This window comes from Parasphingorhabdus sp., from assembly GCF_036963705.1.
GTDB lineage: Bacteria > Pseudomonadota > Alphaproteobacteria > Sphingomonadales > Sphingomonadaceae > Parasphingorhabdus.
In genome coordinates this window covers 8,048-11,992 of the sequence record NZ_JBALUT010000076.1, presented here as the reverse complement: position 1 = coordinate 11,992, position 3,945 = coordinate 8,048, and the positions used below count along the sequence as shown (strand labels likewise).

Below are 3,945 nucleotides of genomic sequence, written 5' to 3'. Positions count from 1 at the left end.
ATAGCCCATCAACACCGGGATCAAGGTGATCGAGAGAATGGCAGCCCCCGCCATCGCGTAGGTTTTTGTAAATGCCAGCGGAGAGAACAACCGTCCTTCCTGCCCTTCCAAGGTAAAGATCGGCAGGAATGAAAAGGTGATGATGAGCAGGCTGAGGAAAAGCGCCGGGCCAACTTCAACCGCTGCATCGACGATCAGCTGCCATCGCTTTTCGCCCGGCATTTCGGCGTCCGGGTTGTCATTCTGCCATTTTTCAAGATGCTTATGCGCGTTCTCAATCATGACAATGGCGGCATCGACCATCGCGCCAATGGCAATGGCAATTCCGCCAAGCGACATGATATTAGCGTTAATCCCCTGAAAGCGCATCACCAGAAAAGCGATCAATATACCAAGCGGTAGGGTTAAAATTGCCACGAGTGCGGAGCGGGCGTGCCAAAGGAACAATGCGCAGACTATGGCAACGACGATAAATTCTTCGAGCAATTTCGTGGTGAGATTATCGACCGCCTTGTCGATCAGTTCGGAACGGTCATAGGTCGTCACAATCTCGACTCCGGGCGGCAGGCTCTGCTTGAGCGTCGCAAGCTTCGCTTTCACCCCGGCAATCGTTTCGCGGGCGTTTTTACCGGAGCGCAAGATAATGACGCCGCCAGCCACTTCGCCTTCACCGTTCAGTTCCGCTATCCCGCGTCTGATCTCGGGGCCTATTTGAATCCGCGCAATATCACCCAAGGTGACGGGAATACCGCCGCGCGCGGTTTTCAAGGGAATGGCCCGGAAATCATCTAGATTTTCCAGATAGCCGTTGGCCCTCACGATATATTCGCGTTCTGCCATTTCCACGATCGAACCACCGACTTCCATATTGGCGTTCTGGATGGCCTTGATCACGCTGTCTTGATCAATCCCCAGAGACACCATCCGGTCAGGATCAAGCACGACCTGATATTGTTTGACCATACCGCCAATGGATGCGACTTCCGCAACGCCGGGAATGGTCTGCAATTCATAGCGGAGGAACCAGTCCTGCAACGAGCGAAGCTGGGACAGGTCATTGCGCCCGGTTCGGTCGACAAGGGCATATTCATAGATCCAGCCGACGCCGGTTGCATCTGGTCCCAGCGTCGGGACAACGCCGGCCGGGAGATCCGCCTGGACCTGATTAAGATATTCCAGAACCCGTGAACGCGCCCAATAGAGATCGGTGCTGTCATCGAACAGCACATAGACATAGCTGTCTCCATTGAATGAATAGCCGCGCACTGCGCGCGACCCCGGAACCGACAGCATCGTGGTCGCGAGTGGATAAGTTACCTGGTTTTCGACGATCTGCGGTGCTTGTCCGGGATAGGAGGTGCGAATGATCACCTGCACATCGGAAAGGTCCGGCAGCGCATCGACCGGCATGGTTCTGACGGCCCAGATACCCGAGGCCAGCAATGCTGCCATTATGAGCAGGACAAATATGCGCGCTTTTACGCTGAGGCGGATGACCTTATCGATCATTGGCCGGCCTCTGCGCGGCTAATGCTGGTGATCGTTGATCCGGTTTTCATTTGCATGAAGCGGAAGGTCACGCGGTCGCCCTTTTTAAAGCCGCGCAATAAACCCGGTTTGGCGAGTTTGAAGTCCATAGTCATCGCCGGCCATTTGAGAGCAGGCACCGGTTCGTGCGACAAGGTGACCGCACCGCTTTTGATCGCTTCAATTCTGCCTGAGGTTTGATAGTCGGACATTTTTGTGGGCGCGCTTTTCTGATCACCATCAATCGGGCGCACTTTGATCCCCGATAGGCTTGCTTCTGAATCGACGAGGAATTGGCCAGAAACGATCACTTTTTCACCTGGTGACAGGCCAGCCAATATTTCCGTCTGCCCGCCGCCTTCGCGGCCAATTTTGACCTCTGCCGGCCGATAGCGACCATTGCCGCTTGCCAGCATTACCAAATTGCGAGCGCCGGTCGCGATAATCGCTTCGCTTGGAACAATAATAGCGGGACTGCCCGTATCACCCATATCAACAGTAGCGAACATGCCCGGACGAAGCCGGCCGCCTCTATTAGCCAGTTCGATCCTTCCCGTAAGCGTTCTGGTTTCGGTTTCAGCGGACGGAAGAATGGCGATGACTTTGCCCGCAAATTCCATATCGGGGAAGCTTTGAAGTTCAGCAACGGCGCGCTGTCCCACCCGAATTTCCGATGCTCTTGCTTCGGGAATGGCGACATTCAGCCACACTGTGTTCAGTCCATTAATTTGTGCCAGCGACTGGCCTTCAGCCAAGGTCATGCCTTGTCTTACGCTCAGGCTTTCAATCACCCCGCCAATGGGCGTTGAAACCGTGTAAACGCTTTGCTGTCTTCCGGTTCGCGCAACCCGGCGGATCAAATCGTCTGGCATGCCGAGCAGCCGCATTCTTTCCTTGGCCGAAGCGGCAAAACGATCATTGCCGCTTCGTGCTAACGCAAGATATTCCGCCTGTGCTCCGCCCCAGTCGGGCACCAATATGTCTGCCAATGGAGCTCCTGCGGGCACAATGTCGCTGGGAGCACGGCGATAGGTTCGCTGAACAAATCCGCCCGACCTGGCCTGAACAATGGCAATATCGCGTTCGTTAAACTCGATTGTTCCCGTTACCCGGAGATTGGATTCAATCTTGCCAACCAGTGCCTCAGCGGTGCGGATACCCAGATTTTGTGCAATACCAGGAGCAATGGTGATCCCCGGTTCTCCTACATTTCCATCACTACCCTCATCCGCATATTTGGGAAGAAGTTGCATATCCATGAACGGAGACTTGCCCGGCTTGTCAAATTTTTGCTGGGGAAACATCGGATCGTAATAATAGAGGATCTCCCCGTCGCCCTGCGTAGCCGCCGTTTCGCTGCTTTCGCCAGCCCCGCCGGTGCCGAGCCAATATCCGCCACCGCCCGCGGCCAGAACCGCTACAAGAACAAGAGCGCCCCATTTATTTTTTTGTATGGATGTCAGCGTCATGGCTGGGTCCTTTCATAAGTATATTTGATGCGAACCGTGTCGCGAACCAACGTGGCTTCCCGGTCGAGCAGATCGATTTCCGCCTCTGCGAAGGCCACGGCTGCATTGAGCGCCGTGTCCAGATCAACGCGCCCGGCACCATAGCTGACCCGCTCCAGTTCAGCCTGTTTTTTGGCCAAGGGTAAAAGTGTGTTCTTGGACCGTTCCCAGTTTTCCCGGTAAGACCGGTTTGCGGCGAGATCGCTGGAGAGCTCTGCGTGCAATTGCCTTTCCAGATCATTGGCTTCCAGCCGAGCTGCGCTCGCTTCCAAAATTCGCGCGTCGATGATCGGATTTTGCCGCTTTTTTGCAAATAACGGCAGATCGATCGTTACACCAACCGATACATATTCGCCATATTCCGGCCGGCGATGCACATAAGAGGCATTCACACTGAAGTCGGGTCGCTTGTTCGCCCGCGCCAGTTCCACGTCGGCGTCCGCACGTTCTACTTTCGCATCCTGAATATCCAGAATGGGTAGCTCCTTGATCGTGCTGACAAGAGCTTCCCGGTCGATGGTGAATTCAGGGAGATTGCCTTGGGTTTCGGGGCGGTCGATGCCGGTCCACCGCGCGAGCATTGCCCGGGCCTTTTCAATATCGGCGGCGCGCAGCGAGCGCCGGTCAGCCAGTTTCGCGATCAGCCGTTCCGGCTCGAACGCTTGAGCTGGACGTGTGGTCCCTGATTCAAGGCGCGCGCCAGCCGTTGCCGAGACTTCATTGAGGCTTTGCTGCAAAACTTCCAGTATTTGGAGCCGCCGCTGGGCGTAATAGAGATCGATCCAGGAAAGCGCAGAATAAAGCTGCACATCCTGAACCAAAGCTTCCTTATTGGCTCTTGCCACGGTTATGTCCGCCATCGCCTGACCGGCACGAGCGCGTCTTTTTGCGCCATTGGGAATATCCTGGC

Annotated in this window: 3 protein-coding genes; all 3 read right to left on the bottom strand. The window is 55.4% G+C overall.

What is annotated here, in order from left to right; genetic code table 11:
* A partial coding sequence (locus V7680_RS13430) for an efflux RND transporter permease subunit (RefSeq protein WP_335653775.1) occupies nt 1-1,509 on the bottom strand: 1,509 nt, incomplete at its 3' end.
* The gene (locus tag V7680_RS13425; protein ID WP_335653774.1) at nt 1,506-2,996 is read right to left on the bottom strand and encodes an efflux RND transporter periplasmic adaptor subunit; all 1,491 of its coding nucleotides are present in this window, start codon (nt 2,994-2,996) and stop codon (nt 1,506-1,508) included. The genes V7680_RS13425 and V7680_RS13430, both read right to left, overlap by 4 nt.
* Nucleotides 2,993-3,945 (bottom strand): TolC family protein (locus V7680_RS13420; RefSeq protein ID WP_335653773.1); only part of this gene is annotated, 953 nt, incomplete at its 5' end. The genes V7680_RS13420 and V7680_RS13425, both read right to left, overlap by 4 nt.